This is a genomic window from Streptomyces sp. NPDC002845, assembly GCF_053591955.1.
On sequence record NZ_JBSFUU010000061.1, the window covers coordinates 1 to 18,452 of the forward strand.

At 68.7% G+C, this 18,452-nt stretch carries 18 protein-coding genes; 10 read left to right on the forward strand and 8 right to left on the reverse strand.

Annotation, left to right across the window (positions count from 1 at the left end):
* The first annotated feature begins 105 nt into the window (after positions 1–105).
* Genes ACWD3C_RS33785 through ACWD3C_RS33795 form a run of 3 tightly spaced genes read left to right on the forward strand, consistent with a single transcriptional unit; the run spans position 106 to position 2,683 of the window.
* Positions 106–714, forward strand: a complete 609-nt coding sequence (locus tag ACWD3C_RS33785; protein WP_451150032.1) for a DUF6083 domain-containing protein — start codon at positions 106–108, stop codon at positions 712–714.
* Positions 711–1,193, forward strand: a complete 483-nt coding sequence (locus ACWD3C_RS33790) for a hypothetical protein (RefSeq protein WP_451150033.1) — start codon at positions 711–713, stop codon at positions 1,191–1,193. The genes ACWD3C_RS33785 and ACWD3C_RS33790 overlap by 4 nt, the downstream gene beginning before the upstream one ends.
* Positions 1,190–2,683, forward strand: coding sequence for a UvrD-helicase domain-containing protein (locus ACWD3C_RS33795; protein ID WP_451150034.1), 1,494 nt, complete (start codon positions 1,190–1,192; stop codon positions 2,681–2,683). The genes ACWD3C_RS33790 and ACWD3C_RS33795 overlap by 4 nt, the downstream gene beginning before the upstream one ends.
* 187 nt (positions 2,684–2,870) lie before the next feature.
* On the opposite strand, the gene ACWD3C_RS33800 is transcribed toward ACWD3C_RS33795, so the two are convergent.
* Positions 2,871–3,128, reverse strand: a complete 258-nt coding sequence (locus ACWD3C_RS33800; protein WP_451149983.1) for a hypothetical protein — start codon at positions 3,126–3,128, stop codon at positions 2,871–2,873.
* A gap of 7 nt (positions 3,129–3,135) precedes the next feature.
* On the opposite strand from ACWD3C_RS33800, the gene ACWD3C_RS33805 reads away from it, so the two are divergent.
* On the forward strand, positions 3,136–3,351 hold the full coding sequence (locus tag ACWD3C_RS33805; RefSeq protein ID WP_451149984.1) for a hypothetical protein: 216 nt from the start codon (positions 3,136–3,138) through the stop codon (positions 3,349–3,351).
* 501 nt (positions 3,352–3,852) lie between these two features.
* Here ACWD3C_RS33805 and ACWD3C_RS33810 read toward each other — a convergent pair.
* Entirely contained in the window at positions 3,853–4,569 is a 717-nt protein-coding gene (locus ACWD3C_RS33810; RefSeq protein ID WP_451149985.1) for a TetR/AcrR family transcriptional regulator, read from the reverse strand.
* 146 nt (positions 4,570–4,715) lie between these two features.
* On the opposite strand from ACWD3C_RS33810, the gene ACWD3C_RS33815 reads away from it, so the two are divergent.
* Both ACWD3C_RS33815 and ACWD3C_RS33820 read left to right on the forward strand, forming a co-directional pair.
* The gene (locus ACWD3C_RS33815) at positions 4,716–5,381 is read left to right on the forward strand and encodes an antibiotic biosynthesis monooxygenase (RefSeq protein WP_451149986.1); all 666 of its coding nucleotides are present in this window, start codon (positions 4,716–4,718) and stop codon (positions 5,379–5,381) included.
* On the forward strand, positions 5,381–6,643 hold the full coding sequence (locus ACWD3C_RS33820; protein ID WP_451149987.1) for an MFS transporter: 1,263 nt from the start codon (positions 5,381–5,383) through the stop codon (positions 6,641–6,643). Before ACWD3C_RS33815 ends, ACWD3C_RS33820 begins: the two co-directional genes overlap by 1 nt.
* Positions 6,644–6,694: 51 nt before the next feature.
* On the opposite strand, the gene ACWD3C_RS33825 is transcribed toward ACWD3C_RS33820, so the two are convergent.
* The gene (locus tag ACWD3C_RS33825) at positions 6,695–8,134 is read right to left on the reverse strand and encodes an MFS transporter (protein ID WP_451149988.1); all 1,440 of its coding nucleotides are present in this window, start codon (positions 8,132–8,134) and stop codon (positions 6,695–6,697) included.
* Positions 8,135–8,221: 87 nt separating this feature from the next.
* Between ACWD3C_RS33825 and ACWD3C_RS33830 the strand changes: the two genes are divergently transcribed.
* Positions 8,222–8,872, forward strand: a complete 651-nt coding sequence (locus ACWD3C_RS33830; RefSeq protein ID WP_451149989.1) for a TetR/AcrR family transcriptional regulator — start codon at positions 8,222–8,224, stop codon at positions 8,870–8,872.
* Positions 8,873–8,985: 113 nt separating this feature from the next.
* On the opposite strand, the gene ACWD3C_RS33835 is transcribed toward ACWD3C_RS33830, so the two are convergent.
* Positions 8,986–9,681 (reverse strand): VOC family protein, encoded by a 696-nt coding sequence (locus tag ACWD3C_RS33835; RefSeq protein ID WP_451149990.1) that lies wholly within the window; start codon positions 9,679–9,681, stop codon positions 8,986–8,988.
* A gap of 52 nt (positions 9,682–9,733) precedes the next feature.
* On the reverse strand, positions 9,734–10,144 hold the full coding sequence (locus tag ACWD3C_RS33840) for a MerR family transcriptional regulator (protein WP_451149991.1): 411 nt from the start codon (positions 10,142–10,144) through the stop codon (positions 9,734–9,736).
* 413 nt (positions 10,145–10,557) lie between these two features.
* Here ACWD3C_RS33840 and ACWD3C_RS33845 point away from each other — a divergent pair, with 413 nt between their 5' ends.
* Positions 10,558–12,063 carry a SulP family inorganic anion transporter gene (locus tag ACWD3C_RS33845; protein WP_451149992.1) on the forward strand — a complete coding sequence of 502 codons (1,506 nt, stop codon included), beginning with the start codon at positions 10,558–10,560 and terminating at the stop codon, positions 12,061–12,063.
* A 318-nt stretch (positions 12,064–12,381) separates the two neighbouring features.
* Here the strand turns inward: ACWD3C_RS33845 and ACWD3C_RS33850 are convergent, their stop codons facing one another.
* Together ACWD3C_RS33850 and ACWD3C_RS33855 are read right to left on the reverse strand one after the other, a co-directional pair.
* Positions 12,382–13,248: an NAD(P)H-binding protein gene (locus ACWD3C_RS33850; protein WP_451149993.1), complete on the reverse strand. Its 867-nt coding sequence runs from the start codon at positions 13,246–13,248 to the stop codon at positions 12,382–12,384.
* A 477-nt stretch (positions 13,249–13,725) separates the two neighbouring features.
* The gene (locus ACWD3C_RS33855) at positions 13,726–14,448 is read right to left on the reverse strand and encodes a ScbR family autoregulator-binding transcription factor (RefSeq protein WP_451149994.1); all 723 of its coding nucleotides are present in this window, start codon (positions 14,446–14,448) and stop codon (positions 13,726–13,728) included.
* A gap of 205 nt (positions 14,449–14,653) precedes the next feature.
* On the opposite strand from ACWD3C_RS33855, the gene ACWD3C_RS33860 reads away from it, so the two are divergent.
* On the forward strand, positions 14,654–15,595 hold the full coding sequence (locus ACWD3C_RS33860; RefSeq protein ID WP_451149995.1) for a ScbA/BarX family gamma-butyrolactone biosynthesis protein: 942 nt from the start codon (positions 14,654–14,656) through the stop codon (positions 15,593–15,595).
* Between the two features lie 59 nt (positions 15,596–15,654).
* On the opposite strand, the gene ACWD3C_RS33865 is transcribed toward ACWD3C_RS33860, so the two are convergent.
* Entirely contained in the window at positions 15,655–16,212 is a 558-nt protein-coding gene (locus tag ACWD3C_RS33865) for a TetR family transcriptional regulator (RefSeq protein WP_451149996.1), read from the reverse strand.
* A gap of 306 nt (positions 16,213–16,518) precedes the next feature.
* Between ACWD3C_RS33865 and ACWD3C_RS33870 the strand changes: the two genes are divergently transcribed.
* Positions 16,519–17,304, forward strand: a complete 786-nt coding sequence (locus ACWD3C_RS33870) for a response regulator transcription factor (RefSeq protein ID WP_451149997.1) — start codon at positions 16,519–16,521, stop codon at positions 17,302–17,304.
* Positions 17,305–18,452 lie beyond the last annotated feature (1,148 nt).

Genomic DNA, 18,452 nt, shown 5'->3' on the forward strand with positions numbered 1-18,452 from the left:
GCCACCTTCACCTCACCGGCCTCGGCACCTGACCGCGAACACGCCAACAACCAGCTCCGAAGTCAACCCCCGAAGGACTTATGACGCAGACCACTAAGCGGTGGCATCGCCCACCCGCACGGCGACGGCAGTGCCTGGTGCCGCATCCCGCACGCCGTGCTCTGCCCCCACCGCGCCCCCACCACCCGGATCAACGCACACCTTCAGGCAGCACGCCGCCAACTCGCCGTCCGCACCCGCCGCCTGATCGACACCGGCGCCTTCACCCCGCCAGCCCCGCCTACGGCCGGCGAACCGCCCGCCGACCACGACCGGCCGCCCCGTCCCGTCGTACAGCTGCTGCTGGGCCGCTATCTCGCCGACCGGCCGCTCGAGGACCTCCAGTGCGTGGCACAGACCCGCCAGCGCCACCGCTGCCCCCAGCCCGTACTCCTCCCCACCACCCCCGCGGGCGTCTGGATGCTGCTGCCCGCCAGTCCGCAGCGCGGCCAACTCGCCCTACCCGCCGCTCTGATGGCCGTCTACGATCTTGGCCACCTGCCCTATGCCGAACAGCTACGCTGGCGCACCCAGCGCTGCCCCGCCCACGCCGCCGCTCCAGGGGCCGCCGATCTCGCCCTGGCCGGATGGCAGGTCTTCGACCCCCTCCTGCACGCGGAACACATCCGAACCCGACTCCCGCACCCCCCGACCGGCCGCCGCGGAGAGGGCTGACGATGGCTCACCATGCCCTCGAGATCACCCTGACGCGGCCTCTCGCCCCGGCCGAACTCCACCAGGCCACCCGCTCGATGCCGCTCGCGGCCAATCACGATGCCACCCGCCTCCTCGCCGTGACGCGTGCCAAGAGCCCGGTCAAGGCCGTCAAACGCCTACGCCACCAGCTGGGCGGACGACTCCCCATCGACGTGATCACCACGCACTACCCGGACGCGGGCGGGCAGCTCCTGCTCAACGTCGCCTTCCCGTCCGCCACCTACACCTCCATCCGCCACGCCGCCGACCATGCGGGCAAGTCCCCGGAACTCTTCGTGCGACAAACCATCCACCGCGCCCTGGCCCAGTACGCCAGCGACGAGGCCGACCGCCTCGACCAGGCCGTGCAGCAGCTGCTCGCCCACACCACGGCCGCCCCTCTCCTGGCGGCCGTAGGCCGCGCCCTCACCCGTACTCCCGGAGCCGCGCCATGCTGAACCCCACCGACGAACAACAGGCCGCGGCGGATGCCTTTCACGCCGGCGAGCACCTCGCGCTGCAGGCCGGTGCGGGCACTGGCAAGACCACCACCCTGGCCCTGCTCGCCCACGCCACCTCGCGCCGCGGCCGCTACCTCGCCTATAACCGGGCCATCGCCCAGGACGCCGCCGCCCGCTTCCCCCAAAACGTCTGGTGCAAGACCGCCCACGCGCTGGCCTACGCCGCCGTCGGCCACCGCTACACCCGCCGCCTGAACGCCCCGCGCCGGCCGGCCTGGCAGACCGGCCAGGCCCTCGGCATCACCAAACCAATCCGCATCGGCGACCGCGACCTGTCCCCAAAGGCCCTCTCCTACGCCACCCTGCGCACCGTGGCCCGCTTCTGCCACACCGCCGATGAGGCGATCACCCGCCACCACGTGCCGCGCCTGCGCGGCCTCGAGGACACGGGCCTGCACACCGAACTCGCCCAGCACGTGGTGCCGTTCGCCCGCAAGGCCTGGGCCGACCTGCAGCACCCGGACGAGGGTGCGGTCCGCTTCGACCACGATCATTACCTGAAGATCTGGGCCCTCACCCAGCCCGCCATCAATGCCGACTTCCTGCTCCTGGACGAGGCCCAGGACACCAACCCCGTCGTCGAACAGATCTTCCTGGGCCAGCGCGGCCACGCCCAGCTGGTCATGGTCGGCGACTCCGCCCAGGCCATCTACCAGTGGCGCGGCGCCAAAGACGTCATGACCGGCTTCGACGGCACCCAGCTCACTCTCTCCCAGTCCTTCCGCTTCGGCCCTCAGCTCGCTCAAGAGGCCAACCGCTGGCTGCACATCGCCGACGCCCCGATCCGCCTGACCGGCACCCCGGCCGTGCCCACCGAACTCGGCCCCCTCACCCGCCCCGACGCAGTACTGTGCCGCACCAACGTCGGCGCCATGGCCCAGACCATGGACCTGCTGGCCGCCGGATACCGCGTCGGGCTGGCCGGGGGAGCAGACAGCCTGCGCGCCCTGGCCCTGGCCGCCCGCGACCTGAAAGAAGGCCGCCGCACCACCCACCCCGAACTGGTCCTGTTCCCCTCCTGGGGCGAGTTGCAGGACTACGCCGCCCATGACCCGGCCGGACGCGACCTGCAGCCGCTGGTCGACCTCGTCGACCGCCACGGCACGGACGCCATCCTGGCCGCCCTCGCCCAACTCGTCCCCGAACACCAGGCCGAGGTGACCGTCTCCACCGCCCACAAAGCCAAGGGCCGCGAATGGGCCCGCGTGAAAATCGCCGACGACTTCACCCCACCCAAAGACAGTGACCAACACGACGACACCGGCCGCGCGGTGCCCGGCCCCATCGACGACGGCGAAGCCCGCCTCGCCTACGTAGCCGTCACCCGCACCCGCCACCGACTCGACATCGGCGGCCTGTCCTGGATTGAAGATCACCCTGCCGCATCCCTCTCACCGTCGCCGCAGGCAGCAGGCGGGTGTACCTAGCCTTCGGCCCCCGGGGCGGGGGCGGAGCTTGTTGGTCGGCGTACGGAGGCGGCGCTGTGAGCTGGGACGAGCCGACCGGATGCGCGCTGACCAGCAGCGTCCCCAGCTTGCCGGGGGTGGGTGCGGGTAGCGCGGTGGCGTTGATGGGGGTGAAGCCGTGCCGTGGTGTACTGCCGGTGCAGGATGGTCAGTTCACGTTCTCGGCCCTCCAGCCATTTCCCGTGCATGGGCTGTGCCCCGTACGCCCCGATAGGGGGCTCGGCCTGGCTGAAGGCGAAGACCCCACGGGGGTGAGACGTTGGGCGATCAGCGGGAACAGGTGCTCGGGGTCGGTGAACCACACCGCGCCCCAGACCGAGTAGATGGCGTCGTAGACGGTGGTGTCCGCGGCGAGGTAGTCGGTCACGTCCGCGTGGACGAACGACAGCCCGGGACGTCCTTCCACCAGGTGCTTGCGCGGGCTACCTGGACGGGGAGAGGTCAACCCCGGTCACCTGGACGCCCTGGCGTGCCAGGACCACGGCCTCCTTGCCTTCGGCGGGCCCGAGTTCGAGCGCGGTGGCAGGCTGCCCGAGGATTTTGGCGCCGGGCTCGTGGCCCGGGTACTGCGTCCACTCGAACCTCTCGGCCAGCGGCTGCTGCTCGCCCTGGCCCGGGTGGGCAAGTAGGTGTCCCAGTATTCGGCCGGGGTCCGGGGCGCGCGAGGCGTGAAGCTCCTGGGGAGGACGGTGAGATCAGTCGAAGTGGTCACCGTACCCGCGCTGCCGCCCGCCCGCGGATGAATGACTCACCACGTGCGCGGTCGAACGAGTCGGGCCCGAAGACGCTCACGGCGCCTTCGGGCCCGACTCGTTCGAGGCGTTTCAGTGGTAGTTCTCGCCGGGCCGGCAGGGGCCGCACTTGGCGTAGTCGGCCTCCCATGGCTTCCAGTCGACCTCGAAGCCATTGTCGGCGAGGCACGGAGGACCGGCACGGCCTGCTTCAGGCCATCGCGGATCCGAACCAGCGCAGTCAGATGATCCAGGCCTGCGCCTTCGAGCTCGAGGTCGCGCGGAGCTGGCTGGTCCTGGCGACCCCCGCCGGTCACGAAGGACCTTCACTGCGGTGACGACGTGAGGGGACAGCCAGCAGGTCATTTCGTCTGGTGCGCGGAAGCATGCGTGCCTGTGTCATAGAAGAGGCCGTTCTTGCTTCGCCGTTGCAGGAACACGGCCCGCAGGCTGGCCCAGAGCGAGGCTTGCCGGAATGGCGTCGAAGGCTTCTTCAACGCGGCGGGCCAGGGTCTTGGTGCCGCCGTGGCCGCGGCGTCTGTCGTAGCCTTCGGGGCCGCGGCCGGCGACCCAGTTGCGGGCGCCGCAGCGCCAGGCACTGAGGGCGAATTCGCCGAGGAGACGCAGCCGTACGTCCTCGCGGCTGTCGGTGCCGAGTCGTTCTTCGAGGATCTCCACCAGGCGCTGCTGGACCTTCATGGAGGACAGGATGCTGTGGTCGTGCAGGACGGGGGTGCCGGCGGCGAGGCGGCGGGTGCGCAGGAAGCGTTGGTCCCAGTCGTCGGGCATGGACAGGATGGCCGCGGTCAGCGAGGTGCGCAGGGCGTCGAGTGCGGGGCCGGGGGCGGTGTGCGCTTCGAAGTGGGTGGTGTAGGCGTCCCAGAGTTCGCCCTCGGTGGCCATGGCGACGTCCTCCTTGGCGCCGTAGTAGCGGAAGAAGGTGCTGCGGCCGATCTCGGCGTGGGCGGTGAGTTCTTCGAGGGTGACGCGGTCGAAGCCGCGCTCGCTGAACAAGGCCAGCGCGGTGTCGGCGAGCGCGCGGCGGGTGCGCTGCTTCTTGCGTTCGCGCAACGGCAGGGCGCTGTCGTCGTCGGGGGCGGGGGTGTTGGTGGCCACGAGGCCAGACTACCGATGCGGGACCCGGGCCTGAATGGCACTGGAGTCATTTCGGCACTCATGACAGTCTTAGACTCAGTCTCACTTTCTTGGTTGTGGGCCGGGCCTCGCCCTGCCCACACGTTCGACGTGTGGGGAGAGCTGTCGTGATACGCCGTACCGAAACTCCGCCCGAGATCACCCGCGCCGATGCGTGCACGGTGGTGATCACCGTGCGGCACGCAGGCGACGCCGCGCGCCAGCAGGCCCTGGCTGAGGCAGCGGCTGACGGCCGGGAGCGGGAGTTCTGGCCGGGTGGGCTGTTGAGCTGGTCGTTGTTCGCCAGCACCGACGGGCAGGCGTTGATGGCGTACGAGCAGTGGGCCGACGACGCATCCCTCGATGCGGCGCTGGCCTCACCGGCGCCGTACATGCCGGGGATAGTGGGCACCGAGCCGTCCGCGCCGGTCCGCTACGGCCTGCACCGCTCCCACGTGAGCGTGGCCGGGCAGGCTGATGCGGGGTGTGTGGTCACCCCGGTGTTCGATGCGGACGGCCCGGAGCGCCAACGGCACTTCATCGACGAGGTGTTCACGATGACCAAGGACGTGCCGCCGATGCCTGGTGCGATCGCCGCGCACTTCCACACCAGCACCGATGGCACCCGGGTCTTCAACTATGCGGAGTGGACGGACGAGCAGGCCCACATCGACGCCGTCACCGCCGACGACCCCCAGCGCATCCGGAGCCGCATCACCGGCGAGATCGAGGGTGTGCGGCCGTGCGGATACCGCCGCTGGCACCTGCACACCGCCCTGACCGCGGCACCGTGATGTCCGCTGACGCCGCGACAACGAAGGGCACCCCGGAGTCGGGGCGGGGCTCGCTGACGGTGCTGCTGCTTGCCTCCACGCTGGGGGTGATGGGCGGCGCCACCATCGCCCCGGTCATCGAGGTGATCCGCCAGGCCCTCGATGTGGGCGGCACCGAGGCCGGGCTGGTCCTGACCTCCCACAGCCTGGCCATCGCCCTGGTCAGTCCGCTGGTCGGGCGGGCCACCGACCGCTTCGGCGTCCGACTCCCGCTCGCCGCGGGGCTGGTGGTGTACGGGCTGGGCGGCGGCGCGGGCCTGGTCATCGACTCCTACCCGGTGCTGTTCGCCTCCCGCCTGGTCCTCGGGGTGGGTGCGGCGGCGGTGTTCACCTGCTCCACCGCCGCCCTGCTGGGCCTGTACCGGGGAGAGATGCGCGACAAGGTGATGGGCTGGCGCACCGCCGCCACCACGGCGGGCGGCTTCGCCTACCCCCTCGCGGCCGGCGCGCTGGGCAACCACTCCTGGCACGCACCGTTCGCCATTTACCTGATCGGCCTGCCGCTGGGTGCCGCCACGCTGCTCGCCCTGCCCAAGGCCACCCCGGCACGCGAGAAGAGCCCGAAGACGAAGGGGTCTCGTGACGGGGCTGTCCGGCTCCTGCGCGAGCACCCGCTGGTGCTGGGGCTGTGCGGGCTGTGGGTGGCCAGCACCGGGCTGATGATGGTGCTGGCGGTCTCCCTGCCGCGCCGCCTGGACCAACTGGGTATTCACGACACGCTGGTGGTCGCGCTGTACGGCATCGTGCTGTCCTCCGGCGCCGCGAGCCTGATCGGCCTGACCTACGCCAAGCTCACCGCCCGCTTCGGCTATGCGGTGTTGATGCGGTGCGCGGTCGGCGCGTGGACAGCGGGGCTGCTGCTGTTCGCCGTCGCCGGACACTGGGGGCCTTTGCTGCTCGTGCCGGTGCTGACCGGCGTCGGCAGCGGCATCATGATGCCCACCCTCACCGTCCTGGTCGACCGTGCGGCCCCGGCCGAACAGCGTGGCACCGCGACCTCGTTGCAGGCCACGGCGCTGTTCGGCGGGCAGTTCGGCTCGCCTCTGGTCTTCGGTCCGTTGATCGACGCCACCTCGATCGCCACCGGCGCCCTGGTTGCCGCGACCGGTACTGCGGGCATCCTGGCCGCGCTGTTCCGGCTACGGGAACCCGAGCCGCCGAGCGACGACGCGGAGCCAGGCAAGGACGATCCACGCGCGGCCCAAGTCGGCGACCAGGCATGACATGGCGTCTGATCGCGACAGCACTTCGTGAATAAGGGGGTGCCCGGGCGCTTACCTCCCCGGTGCGGCGGCTGCCCCTCGCCGGTGCGGGCTGGGCAGCACGAAGGCCAGGGTGGCAACGGTCGTGCACACGGCCGCGAGGGCCACGAATACTGTCCGGTAGGAGGCAGCCGTGCCTGCGGTGGCTGCGGCGAGGGTGACCAGAGCGGCCAGACCGACGGCACCGCCGATCTGCCGGGTGGCGTTCATCAAACCCGAGGCCGCGCCGGCGTCCTGCTCGGCAATGCCGGAGGTGACGATGGTGGTGATCGGGGTGATCAGCAAGCCCATCCCGGCCGCCATCACGATCGCGGGTCCCAGCAGGCCCTCCCAGTAGGTGCTGTCGGTGCCGATCCGGCTCTGCCACACGAAGCCCGCCGCGGCGATCAGCGCGGCCAGCACGATCAGAGCCCGGGGGCCGGTGCGGCGCATGACGGCGGGAGCCAGGCGGGCGGCGGCGATCCCGACCAGGGTGTGCGGCAGGAAGCCGACACCGGTGGCCAGCGCCCCGTAATGCAGGACGTCCTGCATGTAGAGCGAGAGGAAGTACCACATGGGGATGAAGCAGGCCCCGGCCAGCAGCATCACGGCATTGCCCGCCCAGACAGGTCGCAGACGCACCAGACGGGGCGGCATGAGCGGAGCCGCCGCCCGCGTCTCGGCCCACACGAACGCGGCCAGCGCCAGCACACCGACGGCGAGGCTCGCCACGGTCGCCGACCCGCTCCAGCCGTGCGCCTGGGCCTGGGTGACGCCGTAGATGAGGGCGGTGACACCGAGCGTGGCAAGCACCGCGCCCGGCACGTCGAGCTTCCGGCCCCGCGTACGAAAACGGTCGGCGGGCAGCAGCCGCAGAGCGGCGAGCACGGCCACAGCACCGATGGGAACGTTGATCAGCAGGATCCACCGCCAGGACAGGGCCTGGGTGAGCACCCCGCCGATCAGATTGCCCGCCGCTCCGCCCGCCGAGCTGACCGCGGTCCAGATCGCCAACGCCCGCGTGCGAACCGGGCCTTCGCTGAACGTGGTGGTCAGGATCGTCAGCGTGGCCGGGGCCAGCACGGCGGCCCCCAGCCCCTGCACGGCCCGCATCGCGATCAGCACCCCCGGCGAGGTGGCGAGCCCGCCCACCAGACTTGAGGCGGCGAACAGCACCAGGCCCCACAGGAAGACCCGACGGCGGCCGTACACGTCGGCCAGTCGGCCCCCGAGCAGCAGGAAACCGGCGAAGACCAGCGCATAGCCACCGACCACCCACTGCAGGTCAGCGGCGCCGAAGCCCAGGGCGGACTGCATCGAGGGCAGGGCGACGTTCACCACCGACACGTCGAGCACCACCATGAACTGCGCCGCGCACGCCAGCCACAGCACCGCCGCCCGCAGCCCCGGTCCTTCAAGGGCCGGCTCCGTGTCCGGCTGGCTGCTGGCGCCGCGCGCCTCGCGAGATCCCATTGGCCTTCACCCGTTGCCGCCCGCCCGGTTTTCATCGTACAGCGGTACTATAAAAACCGGTTGCCGAAGGAAAGGAAGGGGGCCGGGGTGCCGAAACGGGTGGACCACGCCCAGCGCCGGGCGTACATCACCGACGCCCTGGTGCGCGTGGCAGCGGCCGAGGGCCTGCACGCGGTGACCATGCGCGCGGTCGCCGCCGAGGCGGGCATGTCACTGAACCTGGTGCAGTACTACTTCGAGACGAAGGCCCACCTGCTGCACGCAGCCCTGAAGCGATTGGAGCAGCAGAGCCACCAGCGGTGGTCGGCCCGGCTGGCCGGCCTGCCGCACCCAGTGACCGCGCACGCCTTCTTCGAGGCGTTCCTCGCCGAGGCACTGCCCACCGACGATGCCAGCCGGAGCTTCCATCTGGTGTGGACCTCGTACGCGGTGCTGGCGATGACCGACCCCGAACTGGCCGCGCAGCCCTTCGTCGAAGGGCCCGACCGCCTGGAGAGGCAGCTGACCGCCGTACTGGAGCAGGCCCAGCAGGAGGGCGCCTTCGACCGGCGGCGGGATGCGGCGACCGAGGCCGCTCACCTTCTGTCCCTCAGTCACGGCCTGGGCACCAGCGTCCTGGTCGGCCAGCGCAGGGCAGACGCGGCCATGGGCATCCTGCGCGCCCACCTCGACCAGCTCTTCCAGCCCCCCGTCCACCCCGGAGCAAGCCCGGATGCAGCAGCAGACCATGCCGGATAACCTCCTTCCAGGCAAAGCGGGGTCGTACGGCGCTGACGCGGATCGTGGACGGTGGCGCTCTTGCTGTTCGTCGTCGCCGGCAACTGGGCGGTGCTGCTCGTGTGGTTGCCGGGTCATGGGCCAAGAGATCGAACGTGGAAGGTCAGCCCCTCTGGGCTGCTCAACCGCAGAGAAGGGCCGTCGTTCTGACCGGTCCGGGTGACGACGCCTTGACCGTGACGGCGTACGCGGGCAGCGACGCCTTCCAAGTCGTCGACGCCGATGGCGAGTTCCCACTGAGGGGCGGAAGAGCCGGGCTCGCGTGCTGTGATGAAGTCGGCGTCGGCGAGCGGAGCGCCGGCCGTCTCCCGGTAGAAGTGCCGGGCCTGGTCCGGTTCATTGCAGGCCAGGACCATGCGGTGCGGGGCGTACGCGGTACGCGGCGGGAACTCCCATCCGCTGAACCGGTAGGGCTGCCACAGGGAGAAGGCCGCACCGGCCGGATCGATCAACGTCGCCATGCGGCCCTGGTCGCCTGCCTCGAAGGGAGGGAGCACGAGGCGTGCGCCGTGAACGGTCGCTGCTTCGGTGCGTCGGTCGACGTCGTCGACCGCCAGGTAGTAGGCGATGTGCGCGGGAGCAGTCGGTGGGTAGACCGGATTCGCGAGGTCGCTCACGCTGCCGATCCGGTAACCGTTGGCGGCAATTTTGGTGGCCTGGCGCCAGTCGTCCGCATCCACCGCGAAGCGCCAGCCCAGTGCCGTCGAGAAGAAGGCCGCGGTGCCGGGCAGGTCGCGGGTTTTGAGGTCCATCCAGCAGAACCTGTTCACGGTGGCTCCCTTGTCGTCCGGATACTGGGGTATCGGGTGACCGGACGGCCGCTTAAGTCGTCGCGACCTGGTCCCGGGCCAGGCGCTCGCGCAGCGTGGCGGCGAACTCCTCGGCCCGCGCCAGCTGGGTGCGCAGTTTCTCCACCTGCTCGGCGGCGCCCTGCTCGTATCCGCGGACGTGCTCCAGCAGGGCCTCCCGCTCGACCGCCGTCAGCTCCTCGCCGGAGTCGAGGCGGTCGGTGACCTCCAGCAGATCCCGCATCTCGTCCAGGGTGAAGCCGAGCGGCTTCATGCGGCGGATGACCATCAGGCGGGCCACATCGGCCTCGGTGTAGAGGCGGAAGCCGCCCTGGGAGCGGGCGGAGGGGATGACCAGGCCGGTCTCCTCGTAGTGCCGGATGGTGCGCAGCGACAGCTCGGTCCGTGCGGCGACCTCGCCGATCTGCATGTGCTCGCTGCTCACGCGGGCGCCCTTCCTCATCTGTCGCCAAGGCCACAGGAGGCCGACGTCGATCTCTACCGTAACGTTAGGGTAGAATAAGTGATCGTCGGGGTCGGCTCCGCGCCGTCCCCGCTCCCATGGTGCGGGATGGATCGTTCCCGTGACCGTCAGCCGTGTCGGGGCCGACGATGCCCCCGGCGAGGACCGACGCCTGCAGGAGAGAGCGTGCGCATGCCCATGACGCCCAGCGCCGCCGCCTGCCCGCCGTGATCCTTCGCCCCTGAGCAGCCTCGCGGATCCAGCTCACGCCCCGCTGCTGCCTTCGACTTCAGCCCGCCGTACGGGGGCTTCGCGGATGGCCGTCCCGGCCTTCCTGCGCCTTCCCGCACGCCCCGAGTGATGCCGGGCGTGCCCGAGCACGACAGGTACTTTTCTTGTCTACGTCCGCACTGTCCCCGGCCGCGCGGCTGCGCGGCCTGCGCCCCGACTGGCTGTCCGACCCGAAGGTCTGGCGCACCGAGGTCCTGGCCGGCCTGGTGGTCGCGCTCGCGCTGATCCCCGAGGCGATCTCGTTCTCCATCATCGCCGGGGTCGACCCGGCGATCGGCCTGTTCGCGTCCTTCACCATGGCCGTGACCATCTCGGTCGTCGGCGGCCGCCGCGCGATGATTTCCGCCGCGACCGGCGCCATCGCCCTGGTGATCGCTCCGCTCAACCGCGAGCACGGCCTGGGCTACCTGGTCGCCGCCGTCATCCTGGCCGGCGTCTTCCAGATCGTCCTCGGCGCGCTCGGCGTCGCCAAGCTGATGCGGTTCGTGCCGCGCAGCGTGATGGTCGGGTTCGTCAACGCCCTCGCCATTCTGATCTTCATGGCCCAGGTGCCCGAGATGCACGACGTGCCCTGGCCCGTCTACCCGCTCATCGCCGCAGGTCTCGCGCTCATGGTGTTCTTCCCGAAGGTCACCACGGTGATCCCGGCCCCGCTCGTCTCCATCGTCATCCTCACCGTGATCACGGTCGCCGCCGGCATCGCGGTGCCGACCGTGGGCGACAAGGGCGAGCTGCCCTCCTCCCTCCCCGTGCCCGGCCTGCCGGATGTGCCGTTCACGATGGATACCCTGACCACCGTCGCCCCCTACGCGCTCGCGATGGCGCTGGTTGGTCTGATGGAGTCGCTGATGACGGCCAAGCTGGTCGACGACATCACCGACACCCACTCCTCCAAGACTCGTGAGTCGATCGGGCAGGGCATCGCGAACATCGTCACCGGCTTCTTCGGCGGCATGGGTGGCTGCGCGATGATCGGCCAGACGATGATCAATGTGAAGGTGTCCGGCGCCCGTACCCGCCTGTCCACGTTCCTGGCGGGCTCGTTCCTGATGGTGCTGTGCATCGTCTTCGGGCCGGTCGTTTCCGACATCCCCATGGCGGCCCTGGTTGCGGTGATGGTGATGGTGTCCTTCGCGACGTTCGACTGGCATTCCATCGCCCCGAAGACCCTGAAGCGGATGCCCGCCGGGGAAATCGCCGTCATGGTCATCACCGTCGCCTGCGTCGTGGCCACCGACAACCTCGCCATCGGCGTCGTCGTCGGCTCCGTCACCGCGATGGTGATCTTCGCCAAGCGCGTCGCCCACCTCGCGAACGTCACCGCGGTCACCGACCCCGATGGCACCAGCGTGGTCTACGCTGTGACCGGCGAGCTGTTCTTCGCCTCCTCCAACGACCTCGTCGGCCAGTTCAACTACGCCACCGATCCCGACAGGGTCGTCATCGACCTGTCCGCCGCCCACATCTGGGACGCTTCCTCGGTCGCCGCACTGGATGCGATCGAGACCAAGTACACCCAGCGTGGCAAGAGCGTCGAGATCATCGGCCTGAACAAGCCGAGCGCCCAGATCCACGAGAAGCTCAGCGGCGAACTCACCGGCAGTCACTGACCTGACCGTTCTGCACCAGGGCCGTCCGGGAACCGCAACTGTCCACGGCGACCCGTGTAGTGCTGCCGTCCGCACGGAGCAGGCTTCTGCCTCGTGGCGCCCTGTGATCGCCAACCATGGGATCAATGGCGGACAGCCGGCGGCCTGTTCGACACTTCGGCTGGCCAGCGCGACACATCACCGCCCCGCAGGTTGGACCGCTACCGGGCCTGACGGTGTCGGAGTGGGCGAGGCCGCGGCTCTGCCCGCGCACCGTCAGCCACGGCATTATGGCCCGCTGGCGCGGTATGCGGCGCTGGCCGATACGCCCGAGCGGTCTCAGAGTTGGCCAGGACCAGCCTGGAAACAGTCTGCGTGATCCCGCACCCAGTCGGCAAAGCTCCGCGCGGGACGCTGCACCACCTGCTCAACGGCCTTCTCGGTCCGGCTCTTGTCGTTGCCGGGGCGGAGCGTCGCACTGTCCAGCAGCGCTTGCACCGCCGCTGCCGGATATCGCTTCTCGAGTTCTCGCCGCGCCTGTGCGGCGCTGCGGGCCTGGAAAAGAAGGGGGCGGCCCAGCACGTCCGCGATGATGCCCACCTGCTGACGTGCCGTCAGGGCCTGGGGTCCGGTGAGCGCATACGACGTGCCGCGGTGACCCGGACGGGTCAACGCGGCCGCGGCCACCGCGGCGATGTCACGCGGATCGACACAGGCGACCGGCGTATCGGCCGGATACGCTCGCACGACTCCCTCCGCCTTGATGCCGCTCGCCCAGGCGAGCGTATTGCTCATGAACGCCCTTGGCCGCAGGAAAGTCCATTCCAGTCCGGAGCTGCGGATGAAGGCTTCGCCCGCACTGTGCCAGCGGGTGATCAGCCCGTGGGGGAGGGGGTCCGTGACCGACAGCGTGGAGAGCTTCACCACGTGCTGCACGCCGGCTTCCCGTGCCGCCTCGGCGAGATTCCTGTCAAGCTCTGGACGGGTGGGGTCATTGGTGATCAGCAACGCGGCCCGTACCCCGCACAGAGCGCTTCGCAGGGACGCAGGGTCCGCGTAGTCGCCGTGTGCCACTTCAACAGGTCCGGCGGGAGGCACCAGTCGGGAGGGGGCACGACTCAGCAAGCGTACTGCCTCGCCTTGCGCGGCGACCAGCCGGGCGGTCTCTGCCCCGACGGTTCCACTCGCACCGGTGATCAACAACATGTGGCACGAGCTTCCGGCACGGGCATTCCTCCCGACGTATCGAATGACCCATCACGCAGGCAGGTGCCCCCGTTGAAACCTCACGTTACGTTAATATTTGGTCGACCCGGATCATCTCGGATCGCCCGCTGTGTCATGGGGAAACGGTGTGAAGAGTGATGGGAACCCTTGCTTCAAGAATCTACCATTGCGTTAGAATAGGGATGGCTCGCCACCGTAGTCGGGCTTCGCACGTGTTCTGCAGAGTGCACGATCGGGGAGGCGCCATGGCCGACGAAATCACCCACGCTCACATCGTCGGTCGGCAGGGCTCAGATACCACCTGCCGCGCGGTGAGTAGGGACACGTTGGGTACCGCATCCAGGATCCGCCCCGCCGTCTGCGATGAGCCGGACGCAGCGTGATGGCGGAGTCGGACGTGCCCTCGCCCGCCGGTCACGGGTCACGGCGCACCCATCGGCAGGAACGGGCGCCACATCAACTCCCCGCTCCGGCAGTCCTTTTCCCAGGGCTTTCGGCCAACTCGTTCTCACAGCGCAGGTCGCCGGCCGCGGCGCGCGTTGCTACCACAGATGCCATGACTCGTGCCCCGCGCCCCGGGGAGATGTCCAGACGCCCCAGGACGGTAGGGGTGGTGATCGCTGGAAGCACCGTGCTGTACAGCACGGAAGCTCGTTCTTCGAGATCACTGAGACCGGACAGAACGTGAGACATGAGCTGGAGCCCGGCAAATGCCCCCACCAGCAACTCGGCAGTCTGCTCGAGCGCTGCATAGGGCAGTAGCTCACCGTGTTCTTTCGCAGCGTTCAGATCCCGCTCTACCTCTCGTATCCAATCCAGATAGGGCTTCTTATGGTCTGCGCCAGGCCAGTTCCTGCGGTCCAGGGCCAGCCGGACACTGCCCCGCACCAGCGGGTCCCGCGGCATGAGGTAGGCGAGCAGCATGCCCCGGTCGACCACGGACTGCAGACGCAGCTCCGTCACGGGGGGGCGTGGCACAGACTCCACCTGAGCGTTCAGCAGTCCCTGCGCCACGTCGTTCTTGGATTCGAAGTGGAAGTACAGCGCGCCCCTGGTCACTCCCGACTGTTTGACAATGTCCGCGATAGTCGTCGCGTCGTAGCCGAGTGCGGCGAACACTTCGCCAGCCGCCCGGAGGATCTCCTGACGGGTCCGCGTCGCCCTTTCCTGGCGCGCCATCGTTGCCTCCCTCTCTTCCGCTGTCGCAACGCGACGGCAGCTCGCGCAGCAATCCAGCCCTCATATGGCGTGGAGAAAAGAAACCAACACGCTCGCACTTTGTAGCAAGTCGGGGACCAGCCCGCATACCGAACCTGCCGAAACGGGGACAGTCTTGACCATCGCAACTCCCTTACCGCGTCCCACGGTTCCCGCCCCGCCCAGCGTGCGGATCGAGGGGATCCCCTCGGTGGTCTCCGGCCAGACGCTATCCAGTACCGTGCCCCGTGAACTGGTTCACCGTGCCGCACTGGCAGAGGTCTTTGTCACGGGCTGGACCCGGCTCGGCGCGGAGGACTTCCGTGTCACCGCCCAGTGGCCCAGATCGCATGTCCTGTTCGCCCCGTTGTCCAGAGGGCGGCACGACCCTCTCATTGTCGCTGAGTCAATCCGTCAAGCCGGTATGGTAATTGCTCACGCTGAGTACCGTATACCTGTTGGCTATCACTTCGTTCTGACGCAAATGGGGCATACGGTTTTACCTGAAGGCCTGGAGGTCGGCTCAGTGCCCCAGGAACTCACGCTGGATCTATCGTGTTCGGACATCTCTCGGCGAGGTCAGCGGGTCAGCGGCTTCCGCGTGGACGCCACCATCTGGTCCGCCGAGGGGGCGGTGGCGACCGGATACGCCGCGTTCGTCAGTATGGCTCCCGCGGTCTACGAGCGGTTGCGCGGCGCCCGGTTGGCTGCGACGCCGCCGTCGGACGGCCTGGCTCCACCCATCAGCCCTCAGCTCGTGGGGCGAAATCATCCGATGGAGGTGGTGCTCGCCCCCACGGAGAGCGAAGAACGCTGGGAGGTGCGCACAGATGCGCGTCACCCGATCCTGTTTGACCATCCAGTCGACCACATCCCCGGGATGGTCCTGCTTGAGGCGGCTCAGCAGGCTGCGGCGGCTCGCGCCTACCCGCTGAGCTTCGAGGCGGTCTCCATGGAATCCGTCTTTCACCGGTACGCGGAGTTCGACACCCCCTGCGTCATCACGGCCGACGGTGAGACAGACGACCCCGCCTGCCCGGGCGTGCACGTCAAGGCGCACCAGAACGGAAGCCTGCTCTTTGAGAGCACGCTGCGCCGGGCGTCCTCCCTTCCGTCTGACCAGAAGTGAAGCCGCAGGCGAAGGCCAGCAGTTGGGGCCCAAGCTGTAACTCTCGGTTCCGCCCGCCTTCATGTCTCTGTGCGAACTTGAGCACCGAGCAGTTCCCACACGGCGGATACCGTCTTCTGCTCCCACCAATAGGGGTCCCTGCGGCCCAGAGTCTCAAGCCCGACCGTCACGGCCGTCAGCAGATCAGACGTGGCCGGCTTGTCGTCCAGACCGCCGAAGTGCCGCCGTAGAAGGCCAAGCCATTCCTCCCTGAGGGGAAGGACCGCGCTCTCGGGGCCGATGTCCCCCTCGACCTCAAGGCGCATCCCCGCTCGCAGCACCGGGTCCTGTGCCAGGTGCTGCACCACTGCGACGGCAAAGCGGCCAACCGACTCCGGGGAAGAGTGCGGCTCGGTGGGGTGGGTGCAGGCGAGGGAGCGAAGATGGCGGCGCGCCTCTTGCCAGACCTCGGTGGCCAGAGCGTTCTTGGATTCGAAGTGGAAGTACAACGCGCCCCTGCTCACCCCTGCGCTGCGGCTGATGTCGAGCAGATCCGTCGCTTTTGCGCCCTCGCTGTCAAATAACTGGGCGGCGGCATCAACCAGGGCCTGACGGGTTCGCGCGGCACGTACCTGCATGGGCGGCACCTGTCCTTCTTGAAGTTGTGTGTCCGGACGGCATGGCTGTCCGTCGCATCCTGGATGGTTGAGGGTCATTCTGCCCCCGCCTTCCGAGTGAAACCAACACCTCAGTACGGTTAGGTTTCCGCCATTGATAGACGGTTTTGCGTCTACTTCTTTGTCGTGAACGGAACATAATGCCAGTTCAGGGGGGTGGCTGAGTCCTCCGCGCGCCCGTGACCCCAGTGGCGCGAGGCCGAGCGACAGTCAAGGAACCCTTGAGAAAAACTGATGAAACGTTAAAAACAGATATGATGGTTTGTTATGATGCTGGCGCGCGCAACGGGTTGGCAGGGACGTGGGCCGACCCTCAAGGCAGGTAGCCATCAGTCGCCACTGTTCGGCTGGCGACAGACCCTGGGGGATGCCATGCAGGTGCTCGTGGTGGAGGATGAGGCCGAGCTCGCGGAGTCGCTGGCTTGTGGGCTCAGACGTTATGGGTACGAGACGGTCAGTGTCACCACGGGGGCGGGGGCCTTGGCGGCGTACCGCGACGTGGAACTGGTCTTGTTGGACCTTGAGTTGCCCGACATCGACGGTCTGGAAGTGTGCCGCCGCATCCGCTCGGCCAGCGACACGCCCATCATCGCGTTCACCGGCCGTGGTACTGAACTCGACCGCGTTCTGGGTCTTCAGGCAGGGTCCGACGACTGCCTGGGCAAGCCGTACGGGTTCCGGGAGCTGATAGCCCGCATTGAGGCGGTCATGCGGCGTGTCCGTCCGCAGAGGGGTGTTCGCCAAGGCGGAACCATCGAGTGCGGTCCGCTGACGATCGACGCTGTCGGCCGGGAGGTCTGGCTGGACGGCGAGCTGGTCGAAGTGACCCGCATGGAGTTCGAGCTGCTTCACTATCTGGCCAGTCATCCTGGTGCGGTCATCACACGCGAGCAGCTGATGGCCGAACTTTGGGGCAATCCGATGGCCCACACGCTGGGGAAGCGGGTGAGCCGCACCATCGACACCCACGTCAGCGCGCTGCGGAGCAAGCTCGGTTCGAACACCTGGATTCTCACCGTCAGGGGTGTCGGATTCCGGTTCGGGTGCGCCTAGGCCGATGGGCAGGAAGGCGCCGCAGCCTGTCGATGGGCTGCGGCGCCTTTGTGTGCTGACCGGCCGACGTCCTATGCGGACCGAGAGTGATGCTTGTCGAGAGACTGCAGCACATCGTCCTCGTGGTACAGCTTGCGGCCTCGCCTGCTGCGTCGGCGCCACTGGCCTTGGCTGGCAAGCCGGTAGACGCTGCCGGTGGGGATGTTCCACAGGCGGGAAATGTCAGCGGCGGTGAGCCAGGCGGGAGAGGGGCTGCCGGTGCCCCGCAGGCGCTGCCCCAGCTGTGCCCACTGGTGTCCCGACCACAGATGTGCCGGATCGGCATCACACCGTATCTGCCCTGAGCCGGCCGGAGCGCTGGGGTGTACGACCGTTCTAAGGATCCCGCCGCAGCCTGACTCCGGACAACGTCCGACACTCACCCGGCGGTGGGCGGGGTCGACCGCGTTCTGCGCCCTACGTGTCAGCCGTGCCACCTCCCGCGAAGCGTCACCAGCCGTGCTGTGTGTGCACAACCAGTCGCTGTGACGAATGAGGAAAGCGGCCAGGGCGTCGACGGTCCTGGACGGTGGGTGAACCCTCCGCTTCTGGACGATCAGCCCGGCCCAGGAACCGAGCACCGCAACCGTCGCGGCGCGCGCGTCAGCCGCCGCGGTATTGAAAGGCAGGCCGGGCAGTGCTCCGCCCGAAGTCCGCTCGCGCAGTCCACCCGGCGGCCTGTTGCCGCCAAGGATCTCCGCGCAGGCCTGGTACAACCCGGGAAGGCGGTTCAAGTCGGCGACCAAGTGGCCACGGCAGGGGGCGCACAAGTGAGAGGGCCCCTCCGTGAGCCGCCGGCACCGTCCCTGCCTCTCGCGTGCCCGGCACCCTTCTCCTGCGCACAGGCGGGTCGTCACCCTCAGGCGGACCGATTCGCTCTCCACGTTCTGCTCTCCCTCGACGAGTTCTCCGCAGCCTGCCGGACGGGGTGAATGCCGGAAGGCAGTGCGACGGCAGAATAATGCCATGAGTTATTCATTCGGGCCATGCGTTAATTCCCGTCTCTCCAGCGGCTTAACGGTTGCTTGACATCTTCTTGTGGGTTTCTTCAAGGAGGTGTCTTGACGAGAGGAGATGTGGCGAAGAAGCTATTTCGTAGCTTCCGCAGA

Coding starts and splice junctions, on each gene's coding strand:
- ACWD3C_RS33820 (WP_451149987.1), top strand. CDS start 5,381: ATGTCCGCTGACGCCGCGACAACGAAGGGCACCCCGGAGTCGGGGCGG.
- ACWD3C_RS33825 (WP_451149988.1), bottom strand. CDS start 8,134: ATGGGATCTCGCGAGGCGCGCGGCGCCAGCAGCCAGCCGGACACGGAG.
- ACWD3C_RS33850 (WP_451149993.1), bottom strand. CDS start 13,248: ATGTTGTTGATCACCGGTGCGAGTGGAACCGTCGGGGCAGAGACCGCC.
- ACWD3C_RS33855 (WP_451149994.1), bottom strand. CDS start 14,448: ATGGCGCGCCAGGAAAGGGCGACGCGGACCCGTCAGGAGATCCTCCGG.
- ACWD3C_RS33865 (WP_451149996.1), bottom strand. CDS start 16,212: ATGCAGGTACGTGCCGCGCGAACCCGTCAGGCCCTGGTTGATGCCGCC.
- ACWD3C_RS33870 (WP_451149997.1), top strand. CDS start 16,519: ATGATGCTGGCGCGCGCAACGGGTTGGCAGGGACGTGGGCCGACCCTC.